Below are 15116 nucleotides of genomic sequence, written 5' to 3' on the forward strand. Positions count from 1 at the left end.
CCTATAACGGCACCTCTAGCGCCGACACCTTGACTGGGACTCCACCTACGCCAACCGCATCAACGGCCTGGATGGCAACGACACCATCAGCGGCGGCACGGGCAACGACACGATCACCGGCGGCGCAGGCACTGACTCTCTGGACGGCGGCGCCGGCAACGACATCTTCAAATTCATCAGTCCCGATGATGGAGGTTCGGACAGCATCAGTGACTTCATCTCGGGCACGGACGTCATCCAGCTCGTCGGCGGTAATTTCGGCCTGACGGCGGGTGCTGGTGTCACGCTGATTTCCGCTGCCTCGATGCCGGCCGTGGTTGGCTCCGCCGCGCAATTCCTCTACAACGCGACCAGTGGGGATTTGTACTTCGATCGTGACGGAGCGGATGCGGCCTATGCCGCGATACAGATCGCCAAGCTGACCGGCCAGAAAACCCTGGTCGCTTCCGACTTGATGGTGGTCTGATTTTCCAAGGTCGCATGCCGGGCGCATCGGATCGACGATGCGCAACGGCCGTTGGAACCGCAGCGTGTGTTTCACCCATGGGACGAGTGCGGCATCGACTCGTCCCATTCGTGTATTGAAGCGATCACCCATGCGATACGCAGCTGCGCGGGTTGACTGATGTAAAGTCAATCACTATGATTGGCGCGCGGGTCGAATTGCTGCGAAAAAAGACACCGCAATCTCAGCGTTGCCGGCTCCGGCAAGATCAAACACCTTCAGGAAGTACACCATGTCCAAAGCCGAAACCCGCGTGCTGACCGCGCCCGCGGCGGCGCGCACCGTCAAATCCCTGGTTGGGGCGTCGGCTGGCCTGATCGCGCATCCGCGCATCGGAGAACAACTGGACGAGTTCAGTCCGCGCGAAGTGCGCCGCCTGCCGGTGGGCCACGGCGAGACGCGCTACGAGATCCGGCGCGACACTATTACAGTGCCGCGGAACTGGCACACGCGCGAGGAGCAGTGATGAACTCGCCGGATAATCATGCAAGCGAAAGGGCGTTGGCCTTTGTCACGCAAGCTGCAAAGCGGCGGGCGCACGCGGAGCTGCGGGCCCGCCAGTGGCGAACGGACGGGGAGGCCGCGCTCAAGGATGGCAATGCGGCTTGGGCGGAAGATTGCTTCGAGAAGGCGCGCTACTGGCAGGGTAAGGCCAGTGAGATTGATGGTTATGGCTTGGCTTTGGCACCTGACCGATAAGGGGAAAGTGCCTGGCGCGCCTGTCGGGTAGTGCCGATGCGTGAGGCGCCGTGGATGAGCGCACCCGTGGTCCGGGGGCGCAGACAGCGCATGGCGACTCGTCGCAGGCTTGAAGCTTCCGCCGAATGAGGGGGATTGTTCTGGACGCCGGAGGCAACTCAAGACCGCGAAGACATTTATGACTACATCGGGGCCGAGAACCCGACCGCCGCGCTTGCACTCGACGAACTGTTCGCAGAGAAAGCCGGCCGCTTGGTCGATCATCCCGGCCTTGGCAAGCCTGGCCGCGTTGCCGGCACCCGCGAGTTGGTGGTGTGCCAGGCTGTTTGTTTTCGCCTGGATTTCCACCTGTTACTAATTTTCCCTGAATAATTGAATCAGCGTCGTCTTAATGGGGACGGTTTGTTCAATGCCACCCAGCACCGTCAACAGATCATCCCGAGAGGCTTCGAATTCTCCCAGGTTAGGATCGAAAATATGCAGGATGTTATCTTTTACTGCATACCCAAGAGCGTGAGACTCTAATTGTCCAAGCAAGGCAATGACGCCGCGCTCGCCTTCCATCATCTTGTTGGCCACGGCGGAGACCTCCTGCGGATCCAGTGGCAGACTCGACTCATCCGAAGCGCTCGCGAAGGCCTGCCATGAGACGATCGGTTTTCCAGGAAGCTCATCCCCATATTCGCCGCGGAGAACAGGCTCGAGTTGCAAGCCTGCGATTTCTTCGGCGGCGGCAATGACGCTCTTGCCACCGGCTAGCCGGCGAACGTAGCCGTCGGATTGCAAGTCGTTCATTCTGGTTCGATGCTCGAAATTGTAATAGCTATATGTGATCTTTGCGTGAACCATGTTATCGAAGGACGCGAGGCGCTTCATGCGCTCCGGGTGTCCTTCGCCCATCGTTTTCCACCCATCGTCACCGCAAAGTCGCAGCCATTGAATGGCAAGACCCGTACATATTGCAGTTGGCTTGATGCCGTGGGATTCAGCGATTGACTCCTGCCGGAAACGGGCCTTGACGAACGGCTCAAGCGATGGGGCTAGTGGCAACCATGCCGGATCATGAAGTGCGGATGTATCTGCTTCGTGCGCCCTCACCGTCGGCGCGATCGATCGATGTGAAACTGGATTGTGCGAATGGTTATCAGTGGCTTGGGAAATTGATTGGGGTTGGCACGTCCGGGACGTATTTTGCGGCGGCATTGGCAATTGATTCTGAAGGTCCTGGATGAGTTTATTTGCCAATGCCGGGCGCTGTTGACAGCGCAAGTCATGCGGCCGTAACTTTTCTGACCAGAGTTGCTCATCGTTTACAACGGAACTTGAACTTGAATTGCTGAGCGGCTTCTGTTCCCCAACTTGGTGGGGGCGATTTTCATATGTATTGCGTGTAGATAATGAGGAAGGTATCGAGCTGGTCATAGTCCGGGAATTTGGAAATTTGGAGAAACCACATATGCCATGCCGATGGTGCATTACATGAGTGATCTGGCGATGCGAGCAGTTCCAGATTGACCGGCGCCTTGGCGCCGAGGCCCGCAACACAGAGGGCTTTTGCGACAGCCTCCTTAGGGCGAACGGGTTCTCTACTGGGCGGGTCCGTCCCGCCAGCCTAATATTTGGCGGCTTTCGGTCGTGGGCATGCACCCACGCCATCGATAGCTAGTCGAAGTAATTGCACAGAAATTCCACGAACGCGCCCACCTTGGGACTCACCAGCCGACGCGATGCGTGCAATACCCAGCAGTCGATTGTGGGTCCTTGCGCCGTTCCCCAGGCGACCAAGCGGCCAGAGGCCAGCTCGTCAGCGACTGCCGAGTGAGGCAAAAGGGCGGCGCCAGCGCCGGCAAGCACGGCGTCGCGCGCCATAAAGGGCGTCGACAGGCACAGTACTGGCTGCGGGAGATAGGTGCGCACGCCGCCCGAAGCATCGATGATGGTCCATAGGGGAACCTCGGCGCGACCAGCGCGCACCACCGCCCGCAGCTTCGCCGGTTCCCCGTCGTGACGTGGCTGCGGCAGGTTTGGAGGCGCCACAAGTACGAGGCGATCGCTCAAAAATTTGCGCCCGACCAGGGTGTCGTCCTGGCGGGGATTGAAGCGCACCACGACATCGTAGCCTTCGCTCACCAAGTCGACCATGCGATCTTCCGCTATGACGTCGAGTCGTATTTCCGGGTAGGCGGTACAGAAGGCCGCGCTTAACCGCCCCACCGAGACGTGGGCGAATAAATGCGGCACGCTAACGCGCAGTACGCCACGTGGGCGGCCTATGCCGGCTTTTAGTTCCGCCGCGGCTTGCGTGATCTCGTCAAAGGGATCAACAGTACGTGCGTGCAGGATCGCGCCCTCCGGAGTCAGGCGCAGCTCGCGGCCGCCGCGCTCGATGAGACGTACCTTCATCTGCTCTTCCAGCGCGCTGACATGGCGTGACAGGGTCGCCTTCGGCCGTCCGCTCGCGCGGCTTGCCCTCCCGAACCCGCCATGGGTGGCGACGAGATTGAAATCGGCAAGCGCGCTGAGGTCCATGGATCGTTCCAATTTCGAGACGGTGTGTTGAGGATTTGCCGACTATACATCATTTATGGATCACAGGAGAATGGGGCTCACCCAGTCATCCGGTAAGGAGAAAGCAAGACCATGTTGAAACGCATTCAGTACCAGCAATACGGCGGCCCCGAAGTCATGCGCCTCGAACCGTTCGAGCCGGGGCGTCCCGGCAAGGGCGAGGTGGCGGTCAGTGTCAGGTTCGCCGCCGTCAATCCGATCGACTGGAAGCTGCGTATGGGCGAGATGAAAATTGTCACAGGCAAGCGTTTCCCGCGCGCGATGGGCATGGATATGTCCGGCATTGTGATGGCGGTCGGCCCCGGCGTCGAGCGCTTCAAGGTCGGCGACGAGGTGTTCGGTCAAACCCGTTTCAAGCAATGCGGCGCGCTGGGCGAGGCCGCCATCGCCAACGAAAGCGCGCTGGCGCTGAAACCGGCCAATGTCGGCTTCGATCAGGCCGCCTGCCTCGGCTCGGCCGGCGTCACCGCCTGGAACGGCTTGATCGACAAAGCCAAGCTGAGCGCCAACCAGCATGTCTTTATCAACGGCTGCATGGGCGGGGTGGGCGAAGCCGGAGTACAACTTGCGCGCAGCCTCGGCATCCGGGTATCCGGTACCTGCGGCGAGGCCGACATTGAGCGCGCCCGGGCGCTGGGAGTGGAAACCGTCCACGACTACCGCCGCACCGATCTGTCGCAGCTCGGCGAGCGTTACGACGCGGTCTTCGATACTGCCGCCAACATGAGCCGGGCGGTCGCTTACGGCCTGCTGAAACCGGACGGTGTATTGCTGGACCTGCATCCCTCGCCGGGCAAGTTCTTGAGAGCGGTGTTCGACCGCCGCCTCAAGCTCGTGGTCTGCTCACCCAGCCCGGAGATCCTCGACAATCTTGGACTCGCCGCCAGTGACGGCACACTGCGGCTGTCGATCGCCAAGGTGGTGCCACTGAGCGAGGCGATCGGGCTGATCACCGCGCTTGAGGGCGGCCAGCGGCTGGGTGGCAAGGCCGTCGTGCGGATGGCGTAGACGGGTGCGCGCCGCGCAGGGTATCCGCGACACCTGCGCCGGCACGCCGGTCGTTGGGCGTGCCCGCGGGAACCCAACCGTCTTTGTGGGCACACCTTTTTATTTTCAATCGGAAGGAAAGTCGAAATGAATCTGACATCGAACACCATTCTCATCACGGGCGGAGGCGCCGGCATTGGCCTCGAATTGGCGCGGCAACTTGTTCAGCGCGGCAATCGGGTCATCGTTTGTGGCCGCACCGAGGAGGCGCTCCTCAAAGCGCAAGCGCAAGTGCCGGCTTTGATCACCCGCGTCTGCGACATCACCGACCATGCAAGCCGCCAGGCCATGGTGAGCTGGCCGGGCAGCGCGCACCCGGACCTCAATGTGTTGATCAACAACGCCGGTGTGCAATACCGCCGCTTGTTTAGCGAAGCCGATGCGCTGGATGGTCTTGAACAAGAGGTGGCGACCAATTTCACTGCGCCCATTCGGCTGATCGACGAGCTCTTGCCTACGCTGAAGCGGCAGCGGGTGGCCGTCATCATCAATGTCAGTTCCGCGCTGGCTTTCGCGCCGATTGCGGATCTTCCTGTCTACTGTGCGACGAAGGCGGCGATCCATTCCTTCACGCTGACTTTGCGCCATCAACTCAAATCGACGGGAATCAGGGTAGTGGAGCTGGCCCCGCCTATCGTTGACACCGGCCTGGGCGGCGGGAAGCGCAGCGGAGGCACCGCCGGGCAGCCAATGATGTCTCCTGAGCAGTTCGCTATCGAAGCGCTGGTCCTGTTGGAAACCGATCAGGACGAAGCGCTGGTCGGCTTGGCCGCGGGCGCGCGAAAAATGGGAGAAGCCTTGTTCGATCGAATGAATAGCTGAGCCAATCCTGAATTTTCGTCATCGCCCGACGCCTTTGCGGTAATTGCACGGGCGGTTACGCGTATGCGTCTTCCGAACTATGGCGCTTTTACGGTCCACAATTGGCTGTCGCCGCCAAGGAACGTCTTCAAGATAATCGACGCTCCCGAAGAGGTCGAGGAACTGGCGACATCCAGGCACATACCCGGGAATTTTTCGGAGCAGAGCCGATAGTAGCCCCCATTGGCGGCGACCATTTTCCAGATCTGGCTCTGCGCACCGCCGTACACCGTCAGTGGCACGGTGCCCTCGGTGGTTGCGGGGTCGTACATGGCCTCCATGGCCAAGCCATTCCATTGGTTGACGATCTTGTATTGCCCTTTACCCAAATTCGTGAAGTACCAGAACTGGTTGCTGCTCCCAAAGTATGGCTTCTGATTGATCCGGTTGTAGTACTCCATGGTCAAGCCGCTGTTCTTGGAAACAATCCGGTAATAGCCGTCCAAGATGGGGCCGTTGGCCTGGGTGTAGTTGTTGGACTCCGCGTAGCGCGCCCAATTGCCGATCTGAGTCGGGCCGTATTGATCGCCGCGGTTTCCCAGCGCCGTATTGTTTTCCAGGACACCCGTCCCCGTGCCGGCCACGATGCCGATGCCCGTATTGCTGAGGACGGTGTTGCCGATGATCCTCCCGCTGGTCGCGTAAAATCCCAGGCCGCTCATGTAGGCCCCGTTGTATCCGGAGGTCCCGGGCAGGTCGGAGCCATTATTGCTGATGTCGTTGTACAACACGTCGACGTTTGCGGCGTTTTCGTCCACGTGGATGCCCAACCGGTAGTTGCGCACGAAGGTCGAGCCGATAATGGTGCTGCCGGTGCCCACGGTGAGATGCAAGCCGTCCCCGGTCCAGGAGTTGATGAAGCGCGAATTGCTGATCAAGACCGACGAGACTCTGCGGAGGTAGGCGTTGTGGGTGCCCAGCGTGTTGCTCAGCATCACGCCGTTGTCGTGGAAGTGGCTGTCCTTGATAGTGAAGCCGGTAATGCCTTTCGCATGGACGCCCTGGGCGGTATTTTTCACCTCGACATTGGAAATCGTAATATTCGTGCCGTTGGCGCTTTGCGCGAAGAAGTACATGCCGTACGAATCGAAATAGCCGTTGTTCGGATCAAAGGCAACGCTGCGCGGTATGCGCCCGTCAATCACAAGGTCTTTAATCGTGATGTTGGCGAACGCGTTACTCGTCACGAGACTGATCAAAGGCCAGCTATAGACAGCGGCCGGTCCTTGTATGACGGTCGCCGCTTTCTGGCCGTTGAGCGTGCCCTTGAGGGTGAGATTGCTTCCCAGCGTGAGCGATTGCGGCAAGGTCCAGGTGCCCGCGGCCAACGTCACCGTGCCGCCGCCCGAGTTCAGAACGGTATTGATGGCGGTTTGAATGTCCTGCTCGGGTGTAACTGTCACATCCAGGCTGTAAGCAGGCGCGGCAAACATGAATGCGCCAAGGAGTGCGAGCGATTGCATCTCCGCCAAGAATTTATTTTTCATTTATTGATGGTTCCTATGGGAAAGTATTTCTATGTCGCCGATGCGGCTGGCTTGTCGGCGATCAGGCCAGCAGGGCGTCGCGCAGCGCCACGCCGAGGCTCGCGGCGGACTGCGGATTTTGTCCGGTGATAAGCCGGCCATCGACGACCACGTTGTCGGCCCAGTTGGGCGCGCTCTGGTGCACCGCACCGCGCTCGATCAGCGTGGACTCCAGCAGGAACGGCACCACCTGGGTGGACTGCACCTCGTCTTCCTCGCCATTGGTGAAAGCGGCCAGGCGCTTGCCCGCCACCAGCAGGCCGCCGTCCGCACGGCGCGCATTGACCAGGGCGGCCGGTCCATGGCATACCGCCGAGACGATGCCGCCGGCCGCGTCGATTTCACGGATCGCCTTATGCACGGCGGGGTTGTCGGGGAAGTCCCACATCGTGCCATGGCCGCCGGCGAAGAAGATGGCCGAGTAGCGGGCGGGGTCGACGTCAGCAAGGCGCAGCGTGTGCGAAATGGCATGGCGAAAATCGGCACTGGCCCAGTAGTGGGCGATGACCGGGTCGTTCATGTCCTCCAGTCCGTCCAGCGGCGCGTCGCCGCCCAGGATGGAGGCGAACTCCACGCGGATGCCCGCCTCCTGCAGCTTCTCCAGCGGGTGGGTGACTTCTGCCAGGTTGTAGCCGGTGGGGATGCCCGTCGCGCCCTTCACCGCATGGCTGGTGACGACGAACAGGATCGGGTTGAGTTCAGAAGCTTGCTTGGTCATGTTCCGGGTTCCTCTTTGTTGAAGGTTAAAGCTTGCCGAAGAAGGTCGCGAGTTTGGCGACCGCTTGGTTTACGTATTCAGGCCGGTCGTACAGATCCATGTGGCTGGCGCCATCGATGACGAACAACTCTTTGGGGCCGTTGGAGAGCGCGTGGGCCTGATCGCTGAATATCTTGGTGCCGGCATTGCTCCCGGCAATCAGCAGCAGCGGTTGCGTTAGCAGGGTTGGGATCAGGTTGAAGGTGGAAAACGCGAACATCTTGTCCAGGCTGGTCAGCAGGTAGCGGCCCTTGGCGTTGGCGTGCTGGCCACGCGGCGTCCGGTAGTAGTCGTACCCTTCGCGCAGCATGGTCGGCGTGTTGTCGTCGATGTCTTCCAGGCGTTCCGGCACGAACGGGGCGTAGACCGGCTCCGCTCCCCGCGCTTGCGCCGTGCGTTGCCTGGCGGCCGCTTCCAGTGTCCGGATCAGTTCGGCTGCGGAAACGGGCTGGCCAAACATGCTCCTGGCCGCCTCGCCCATGGGCGTGGCGCTGACACCGCCCACGGCCTTGAAGCGACGCTCGGTCTGGGCCGCCGCGAGTGCGTAGCCGCCGCCGGCGCAGACGCCGAAGACGCCCATGCGCTCGGCGTCCACGTATGGCAGTGTGGCGAGAAAGTCCGCCGCGCAGCGCGCGTCTTCCACGCGCGTCGCCGGATCTTCCAGCAGGCGAGGCTCGCCGCCGCTTTCCCCCTGGTAGGACGAGTCATACACCAGGACCACGAACCCATGGGCAGCGAGCCGGCCGGCATAGAGGCCGATAGTCTGCTCTTTCACGCCGCCAGCCGGATGAATCCCAACCAGGGCACGGTACGTCTTGTCCGGCTGGAAATTGGCGGGAAGATGAAGGTGTGCCGAAAGCTCCACCGCCTTGTTCGTAAATGAGACAGTCTCGACCATGGCGGTCTCCTTTATCGCGGTAGTTCAGCCGTTACCGGGTGCGAACAGCATTTCCCAGTTCAGGAAGGGGCCCACCGGAATCACGTCCCAGCCGATGAGACCGGCCTTGGCCAGCGGGAATTCGGCCAGGGCCTTTTGGGCGGCTTCAACGGAATCGGCCTCGGCGATGATGGCGACGCCGGGGCGGTCCTGGCGGAAATAGATGTCGCGCACGATGCCGCTCTTGTGCGCCTGCCAGGCGTGGCGGGCTTCGTTCAACATATGCGGTTGGTATTGATCCAGCGTGGCGCCTGGCTGGGGGATGTCGAGGCAAAGCAGTTTCATGATGGGGTTCCTTGGTTAAATTGCGTTGTCGCCTAAGATTCTCCATAAGGTGATAAGCGGGATGTTAAAGTAGAAAAATACTACCCAATGTGGAAAGACATTCCCATGTCTAAAGAAGTGAATTCGTCAATGTTCCACGTCGACGCCGCTCCAGAGATCCAGGAGCGCTTCGATGGCGTTACCGTGTTTGTCGAGGTTGTGCGACTGGGAGGTTTCGCGCGGGCGGCGGAATACCTGGGCCTTACCCGTTCGGCGGTCGGCAAAGCGATGGCCCGGCTGGAGGCGCGGCTCTCCACGCGCTTGTTCCATCGCACGACGCGCGTACAAAACCTCACCGACGATGGCCAGATCTACTATGAGCACTGCCTGCGGGCGCTGGCCGAACTGCAAGCCGCCGCCGCTCAGATGGAGTCCGGACGGCACGAAGTGGCGGGGCGGCTGCATGTCTCCATGCCCGTGCTGTTCGGCCGCCACTGCGTCGCCCCGGTTCTGCTGAATCTGGCGCGGCGGCATTCATCGCTGGAGTTGAATTTGAGTTTCAGCGACCGCCCCGTCGACGTGCTGGCCGAAGGCTTCGACCTCGCCATCCGTTGCGGCGTACTGGGGGCCGAGAGCGAAGGCCTGCGCGCGCGCAAGCTGGTTACGCATGGCAAGAGGGTATGTGCCTCGCCGGCCTACCTGGCCGCCCACGGGCGGCCTCGGAGCACCGCGGAACTGGCCACGCACAGCATCCTGCTTTACCGGCGTGCCGACCGCATCAACGTCTGGCAGCTGGCCGACGCCACCGGGCGCATCGTGGATGTGCCGCTGGCCTCACGCCTGCAACTGGACGATCTGGAGGCCATTGCCGACGCGGCCGCCGCCGGCCTGGGCCTCGCGTGGTTGCCGGAGTGGCTGGTGAGGGAACGCTTGCGCGCAGGGGAGTTGGTCAGCGTACTGGACGACCTTCCCGGCGCGACCACGGTTTGTCATGCCGTCTGGCCCAGCGCGCCGCACATGCCGTTACGCCTGCGCTTGGCGGTGGACGCGCTGGTTGAACAACTGCCGAAAGAGGCAGGTGCAATCTTCGTTGATGATCAGGTTTGAGGCCGGCGCAAGGCGGCGTCAGCGTGGAACATTGGCGAATTCAATTCCTTATACATGGGAATGTCTTTCCCCGTAGGGTCCGTAGACATGCATTTGGCAATGAACTAGTATTTGTTATCGATAACCCATGCACCTTCCCAAGGCACATGCACGTACCCAGCGTGCTTTTTTTTTAGGTGGTTGGTAGTGAATATATAAAAAACAACTAGCGGTCCAGCGCATGTTGACAGTGTGTTTTTTTGAACACAAAAGTACTTTATAAATAAAGAACTACAAAACATCAGCGTCAACACAGGGAGTTTCAAATTGGAGGAGCACAAAAATGAGAACGCATAAATTCGACTTTCCACTCAAACGTCTTGCCTCGTTGCTTATTTCAGCCAGCATCGCCGCGACAATCGCGCCATTCACAATGGGCGTGGCCCAGGCCGCGGACACCATTCAGACCTTGGCCACCAGTTATCAGCCGGTCATCAGCGAGCGCATCGACGCGAGCGGCTTCCGGCATCCCGGCATCGGCTTCACCAAGGAAACGCTTGAAAACATGAGGACCCAGGTTCGGGCCCAAAAAGAACCCTGGACCACCTATTTCAATAACATGCTCGGGTCCGGCGCCGCGTCGAAGACGCCGTCGATCAAGAACGTCAACGCCTCCGACTCCAGCAAGCCCCGCTACCTCGGCCTCGCCGCGCAGGGGATAAATTCCCTGTTCATTTCGGATGCGCAAACGGCTTATACGCAGGCCATCCTGTATTACGTGACCGGCGACGAGACTTATCGCGCCAACGCCATGCGCGTCATCCGCCTGTACGCGCAAATGGACCCGTCCCAATACACGTATTTCAACGATGCCCACATCCACACCGGCATTCCCCTGAGCCGGATGGTGGGGGCGGCGGAAATCCTGCGCCACACCAGCACGCAGACGCCCGCGCTGGCGTGGACGGACGACGATACCGTCAAGTTCACCAACAACCTGGTCACGCCGGTCATCCAGACCTTCAATAGCTGCAATTGCCGCTTCATGAACCAGCATCTCTACACGACGATCGCCGCGATGTCGGGTTCCATTTTCGCCGACGACCAGGAAACGTATCAGCAGGCCGTCGAATGGTTCACCGTCAACAAGGATGCGGTGGACCAGGGGCAGACCGGCTCCATCAAGCAGCTGTTCCGCCTGGTGACCAAGAACGACTTGACCGGCGAGGCGGTGACGCCCGCGGTGCAGCACGTCGAAATGGGCCGCGACCAGGCGCATGGCGCCGGCGACATCACCAACGCCGGCATCCTGGCGCGCCTGATGATGGGGCAGGGCACCAGGGTCGATCCGGTGCAGGGCACGGTGTCCACGGCGGCGAACGCGGTCGGCCCCTACGAATTCCTCAACGACCGCATCCTCGATGCCGCCGAGCTGTTTGGCACCTACATGTCGGGCTACGAGATCCCCTGGATTCCGACCGCATCGCACACCGACGCCGCCGGCAATCCGACCGTCGTGTATCGATTCGTCTCCGGCAATTACCGTGGACGGACCGGATCGAACACCTGGGAACCGTTCTATTACTACCAGTATGCACGCGGCGTCGACATGGAACAGCGCGCCCCGAACTTCACCAGGTTCTTCTCCAAGCGCGCCTCGTACAACTGGGACAGCACCGATGGCGGCGGCGACTTCTGGCTCTTCATCCCGAAGGAGGCGGCCGACGCGGAAGGCGGCAAGTACCTGGTGAAGCCAATCACCGATCCGTACCGCGAAGTGGAGGACCGGCTCTCGCCGCTGGACGGCAACACCGTCGTCATGAGCGAGGGCGCGACCTCCTACGCGCAGGTCACGGCGACTCCGGAAGGCAGCAAGCTCGTGGTGTTCGGCTACGGCTACGGTTCGCCGAGCTACGGCATCCGCATCCGGACCAACGGCATGGCCTCGATGGAGACCTACGGCACCACGTACCAACTGCCCGACACGAAGGGCCAGTGGCGTTATGTGGTGGTTCCAGGCGGCGTGAACGATTACCTCCCGCTCACGATCAAGGGCGCCGGCACCAAGGTCGATGTCGACCACCTCAACATACAGGTCTCCACCTCGCTGACCCCGCCGGCGTTCACGGCCGGCGGCGCCGACCTGACGCTGTACACCTATGCCGGCACCACGCTCACGACCACGCTCGATTTCTCGGCGACGGACGCGGGCGCGGGAGACGTCGTCACCTACCAGGCCGACAATCTGCCGCAGGGCGCGTCCTTCAACACCGCCACCGGCGCGTTTTCGTGGAAGCCCACGGCCGCCGGCACCTACAACTTCTACATCGGCGCCTCGGACGGCACCGCGGTGACGATGAAGCGCGTCACCATCGTCGTCAGCGCGGACCGGCAGGCGGCGGTCGACACGGCGGCGGCCGCGTACAAGCCGGCCACGCCGTATGTCGTGTCGAGTGTTCCGGCCTACAACGCCGCGTATGCCGACATGATGAGCGCGGTCGGCGGCGCAAGCGATGACGTCTTCTTCCAGAAGCTGGCGGCGTTGAGAGCCGCGGGGGCGGGCCTGCAGGAACTGACGCCGCTGCTGAGCGATGGAAGCATCGACTTCGCCAAGCTGTTGTACGCTTCGGACATGGGCGCCGAGGCAGGGGCCTATGTCGATGGCAATCCCGGTTCGTCGGTCAATTACAACAAGGCGAAGAATGGCGGACTGACCATGGATTACGGTCCGAACTTCAAGGTGTCGGCCAATCTGTTCGAACTGCAAGCGGTCCAGACCTTCCCCGAGCGTGGCGGCGGCATCGCCATCTTCGGATCCAATGACAGCGAGAACTGGACCCGCTTGACCCCAGGCCTGTCCAGCGTGGTGGACGAGATGCAGGCGCTGCAGGTGCAGGAGGACTTGAAGGATAAGCGCTGGCGTTTCATCCGGATACAGGTGCTCCAACAGACCGGCTCGCTGCTCCAGTTGGGCGAATTCAGGACCTACGGCAAGCGCTACGAAACGGTCAACAAGATCACGACGGTTTCGATGAGCTCGGCCCAAGCCCTGCGCAGGCGCGTCATCGCGGGCGATACGATCAAGGTGTCGTTCGTGACCACGGAGCCGGTCAACAACGTGACCGCCACGATACAAGGGATGCCGGCCACCGTCACCACCACGGACAATCTGAACTGGACGGCGACGGCGATCGTCAACGGCAGCACCACCCCGGGCACGGTGAAATTCCTCGTCAACTACAAGACGGCCGAGGGCGTCGACGCGGAACCGACGTTCCTGACCACCGACGCCACCAGCCTGTTCGTCGCGGACCAGAGCAACTACATCGGCAACCTGACCTCCATCACGACCGTGACCGACTCCAGCGGCAGGAATACGACGGACGCGCTGAACATGGTCAACAGGCTGTTCGACAAAAACCTGGGCTCGGCCACCGACTACCGTGTAGGGAGCAGCGGCGCCGGCGGCTGGGTCGCGTTCGACTTCCGCGGCGGCGGCACGGCCAAGCTGTCCAGGGCGGAAATCATCGGCAACCAGGACCAGTACTACACCCGTGTCAATGGCACCGTGATCCAGGGCTCCAACGATTATTCGAACTGGACCACGATTTCCAATGTCGCCGGCGCCACGATGGACTGGCAGACCCTGAGCATCACCGACCCGACGCCTTACCGTTACATCCGTGTCGCCAACGGCAACACCTGGTACGGCACGATGACCGAGCTGCGGCTGTATGGCGTGACCGAATCGTCCAACATGATCTCGACGGCGTCGATCAGCTCGGCGCAGGCGCTGCGCACCCGGATCGTGCCCGGCAACACCGTCAAGGTGGCTTTCACCGCCAAGGAGGCGATCAACAACGTCACCGCCACCATCCAGGGCGTGGCCGCGACGGTCGCCACGACGGACAACGTCAACTTCACCGCCACGGCGACGCTGCCGCAGGGTGTCGCGGCGGGCGCCGTGAAATTCAACGTCAACTACAAGACCCAGGCCGGCAAGGATGGCTACCCGGGCACGACGACCACGGACGGCACCGCCCTGAAGCTGGTCGACGAGGCGGACGTGATCAAGAACGCCGGCACCGTCGCGACGCTGATCGATTCGACCACCAACCGGCCGGCGGCGACCACGCTGTCCTACGTGAACAGCCTGTTCGACGGCAACCTGGGCTCGGGTTCCGATTTCCGCAACGGCACCAGTTCCGGTTCGGGCGCCTACATCACCTTCGACTTCAAGGCCGGCAACCAGGTGAACCTGACGAGCGTGGAACTGGTGGGTAGCCAGGACCAGTATTCGAGCCGCATGGCCGGCGTCGTGATCCAGGGCTCGAACGACAACGCCGCCTGGACCGACCTCACCACGTCGGCGGTGAACACGCAGGATTGGCAAACCCTGGCCGTCTCCAGCCAGGTGCCGTACCGCTATATCCGCATCTACAACTGGGCCAACTGGTTCGGCACGATGAAGGAGGTGCGCTTCCACGGCAGCGTGCACGGGGCGGACGTCACGGCGCCCGTGACCACCGCCAACGCGCCGGCCGGCTGGTCCAGGCAGGACGCGCTGGTCACCCTCAGCGTCACCGACAATTCGTCGGTCCAGGCCACCTATTACAAGGTGGACGGCGGCGCCCAGCAGACCGGCAACGCGGTGACCTTCAGCACCGAGGGCCCGCACACGCTGGCGTTCTGGAGCAAGGACTGGGCGGGCAACGTGGAGCAGCAGCGCACGGTCGCGGTCAACATCGACAAGACCGCGCCGGTCACCACCGCGACGCCGAGCCAGGCCGCGCCGGCCAGCGGCTGGTACTCGGGCGACGTGTCGCTGGCGCTGTCGGTGGCGGCGGACGCCGGCTCGCCGGCCGC

General features: G+C 61.8%; 14 protein-coding genes. 7 read left to right on the forward strand and 7 right to left on the reverse strand.

All coding sequences use genetic code 11. The features are described from left to right. Window position 1 precedes the first annotated feature (1 nt). The gene (locus BM436_RS38795) at window positions 2–598 is read right to left on the reverse strand and encodes a hypothetical protein (RefSeq protein ID WP_307666151.1); all 597 of its coding nucleotides are present in this window, start codon (window positions 596–598) and stop codon (window positions 2–4) included. A 139-nt stretch (window positions 599–737) separates the two neighbouring features. Between BM436_RS38795 and BM436_RS22980 the strand changes: the two genes are divergently transcribed. The 3 genes from BM436_RS22980 to BM436_RS22990 all read left to right on the forward strand — a co-directional run bounded on the left by BM436_RS22980 (window position 738) and on the right by BM436_RS22990 (window position 1576). Beyond that, complete coding sequence (locus BM436_RS22980) at window positions 738–971, forward strand: type II toxin-antitoxin system RelE/ParE family toxin (RefSeq protein ID WP_093557868.1); 234 nt, start codon at window positions 738–740, stop codon at window positions 969–971. Further along, window positions 971–1204 carry a hypothetical protein gene (locus BM436_RS22985; protein ID WP_093557869.1) on the forward strand — a complete coding sequence of 78 codons (234 nt, stop codon included), beginning with the start codon at window positions 971–973 and terminating at the stop codon, window positions 1202–1204. The genes BM436_RS22980 and BM436_RS22985 overlap by 1 nt, the downstream gene beginning before the upstream one ends. Before the next feature lie 135 nt (window positions 1205–1339). Beyond that, entirely contained in the window at window positions 1340–1576 is a 237-nt protein-coding gene (locus BM436_RS22990; RefSeq protein ID WP_093557870.1) for a type II toxin-antitoxin system RelE/ParE family toxin, read from the forward strand. Here the strand turns inward: BM436_RS22990 and BM436_RS22995 are convergent. Together BM436_RS22995 and BM436_RS23000 are read right to left on the reverse strand one after the other, a co-directional pair. Continuing rightward, window positions 1559–2449 (reverse strand): YopT-type cysteine protease domain-containing protein, encoded by an 891-nt coding sequence (locus tag BM436_RS22995; protein ID WP_218164914.1) that lies wholly within the window; start codon window positions 2447–2449, stop codon window positions 1559–1561. The genes BM436_RS22990 and BM436_RS22995 overlap by 18 nt on opposite strands. Before the next feature lie 417 nt (window positions 2450–2866). Next, complete coding sequence (locus tag BM436_RS23000; protein ID WP_093557872.1) at window positions 2867–3733, reverse strand: LysR family transcriptional regulator; 867 nt, start codon at window positions 3731–3733, stop codon at window positions 2867–2869. Between the two features lie 111 nt (window positions 3734–3844). Between BM436_RS23000 and BM436_RS23005 the strand changes: the two genes are divergently transcribed. Both BM436_RS23005 and BM436_RS23010 read left to right on the forward strand, forming a co-directional pair. After that, on the forward strand, window positions 3845–4780 hold the full coding sequence (locus BM436_RS23005) for an NAD(P)-dependent alcohol dehydrogenase (protein WP_229490628.1): 936 nt from the start codon (window positions 3845–3847) through the stop codon (window positions 4778–4780). Between the two features lie 126 nt (window positions 4781–4906). Then, window positions 4907–5641, forward strand: a complete 735-nt coding sequence (locus BM436_RS23010) for an SDR family oxidoreductase (RefSeq protein WP_093557873.1) — start codon at window positions 4907–4909, stop codon at window positions 5639–5641. Between the two features lie 77 nt (window positions 5642–5718). Here BM436_RS23010 and BM436_RS23015 read toward each other — a convergent pair whose 3' ends face one another. The 4 genes from BM436_RS23015 to BM436_RS23030 form a co-directional block, all read right to left on the reverse strand. Beyond that, the gene (locus tag BM436_RS23015) at window positions 5719–7167 is read right to left on the reverse strand and encodes an RICIN domain-containing protein (RefSeq protein WP_093557874.1); all 1449 of its coding nucleotides are present in this window, start codon (window positions 7165–7167) and stop codon (window positions 5719–5721) included. Window positions 7168–7228: 61 nt separating this feature from the next. Continuing rightward, window positions 7229–7924, reverse strand: a complete 696-nt coding sequence (locus BM436_RS23020) for a type 1 glutamine amidotransferase domain-containing protein (RefSeq protein WP_093557875.1) — start codon at window positions 7922–7924, stop codon at window positions 7229–7231. Between the two features lie 25 nt (window positions 7925–7949). Next, window positions 7950–8861, reverse strand: coding sequence for an alpha/beta hydrolase (locus tag BM436_RS23025; RefSeq protein ID WP_093557876.1), 912 nt, complete (start codon window positions 8859–8861; stop codon window positions 7950–7952). 24 nt (window positions 8862–8885) lie between these two features. Then, a complete protein-coding gene (locus tag BM436_RS23030) occupies window positions 8886–9185 on the reverse strand; it encodes a YciI family protein (RefSeq protein ID WP_093557877.1) in 300 nt (99 codons plus the stop codon). Window positions 9186–9290: 105 nt separating this feature from the next. Here BM436_RS23030 and BM436_RS23035 point away from each other — a divergent pair, with 105 nt between their 5' ends. Next, complete coding sequence (locus BM436_RS23035) at window positions 9291–10271, forward strand: LysR family transcriptional regulator (protein ID WP_177307439.1); 981 nt, start codon at window positions 9291–9293, stop codon at window positions 10269–10271. A 322-nt stretch (window positions 10272–10593) separates the two neighbouring features. After that, the coding region (locus BM436_RS23040) for a discoidin domain-containing protein (RefSeq protein ID WP_143133287.1) at window positions 10594–15116 on the forward strand (4523 nt) is incomplete at its 3' end.

It is taken from the genome of Pseudoduganella namucuonensis (assembly GCF_900116645.1).
In the GTDB taxonomy this organism is placed as follows: Bacteria; Pseudomonadota; Gammaproteobacteria; order Burkholderiales; family Burkholderiaceae_D; genus Rugamonas; species Rugamonas namucuonensis.

Bases quoted from the DNA above. Each gene is read 5' to 3' on its own strand.
- BM436_RS38795 (WP_307666151.1), bottom strand. From the start codon at position 598: ATGGGTGATCGCTTCAATACACGAATGGGACGAGTCGATGCCGCACTC.
- BM436_RS22980 (WP_093557868.1), top strand. From the start codon at position 738: ATGTCCAAAGCCGAAACCCGCGTGCTGACCGCGCCCGCGGCGGCGCGC.
- BM436_RS22985 (WP_093557869.1), top strand. From the start codon at position 971: ATGAACTCGCCGGATAATCATGCAAGCGAAAGGGCGTTGGCCTTTGTC.
- BM436_RS23000 (WP_093557872.1), bottom strand. From the start codon at position 3,733: ATGGACCTCAGCGCGCTTGCCGATTTCAATCTCGTCGCCACCCATGGC.
- BM436_RS23005 (WP_229490628.1), top strand. From the start codon at position 3,845: ATGTTGAAACGCATTCAGTACCAGCAATACGGCGGCCCCGAAGTCATG.
- BM436_RS23010 (WP_093557873.1), top strand. From the start codon at position 4,907: ATGAATCTGACATCGAACACCATTCTCATCACGGGCGGAGGCGCCGGC.
- BM436_RS23015 (WP_093557874.1), bottom strand. From the start codon at position 7,167: ATGAAAAATAAATTCTTGGCGGAGATGCAATCGCTCGCACTCCTTGGC.
- BM436_RS23020 (WP_093557875.1), bottom strand. From the start codon at position 7,924: ATGACCAAGCAAGCTTCTGAACTCAACCCGATCCTGTTCGTCGTCACC.
- BM436_RS23025 (WP_093557876.1), bottom strand. From the start codon at position 8,861: ATGGTCGAGACTGTCTCATTTACGAACAAGGCGGTGGAGCTTTCGGCA.
- BM436_RS23030 (WP_093557877.1), bottom strand. From the start codon at position 9,185: ATGAAACTGCTTTGCCTCGACATCCCCCAGCCAGGCGCCACGCTGGAT.
- BM436_RS23035 (WP_177307439.1), top strand. From the start codon at position 9,291: ATGTCTAAAGAAGTGAATTCGTCAATGTTCCACGTCGACGCCGCTCCA.